1 protein-coding gene is annotated in these 554 nt (G+C 38.4%); it reads left to right on the top strand.

The genetic code is table 11. The features are described 5' to 3' along the window. The first annotated feature begins 306 nt into the window (after positions 1-306). Positions 307-528, top strand: coding sequence for a hypothetical protein (locus DF185_RS24840; protein WP_498365937.1), 222 nt, complete (start codon positions 307-309; stop codon positions 526-528). Positions 529-554: the final 26 nt, after the last annotated feature.

Raw genomic sequence — 554 nt, 5'->3', positions numbered from 1 at the left:
GTTGCAAATCTAGCTGAAGACCTAGTCGTAAACATGTCTGTTTATAAGAGATATGAAGATGACAGCTTAGTTATCTGTGAAAGAAAGGACGAAATGAATTGTTTATTGAGTAGACTTATTACTCTGCGAAATCACATCAGCCTTTGATGTGAAGAGGAGAAGAATGACCGGCTTCTCTTCTTAGATATGCTAACAAGTAGACGAGAAGATGGTTCAAGCAGACGATCCATCTTTCGAAAACCAACGTTGACGGGCCAATACCTTAGTCACAATAGTTACTGCCCAGTGCAATACAAATGAGGTTCGATGAGCGGTCTGTTTAATAGGATTATTCGTGTTTGCACAAACGACGCTATCGATGACGACGTTAGATTGTTAAACAAAACACTAGTTGAAACTGACTATCCCTTAAAATTCATAAATAGATGGAAAGGTCACGGTATACTGAGGCCTACTATAACCTTGGCAGAAAGGAACCTGTCTACATCATTTTTCGGTTTGGAGGTGATTCAAATAGCTTTTAACTGAAACAAAGGCTTAAATAAGTTGTTAAC

Origin of the sequence: Marinifilum breve, from assembly GCF_003202155.1 — a bacterium.
GTDB lineage: Bacteria > Bacteroidota > Bacteroidia > Bacteroidales > Marinifilaceae > Marinifilum > Marinifilum breve.
Note: the sequence above shows the minus strand (reverse complement) of the source record. Positions and strands in the feature narration are given on the sequence as shown.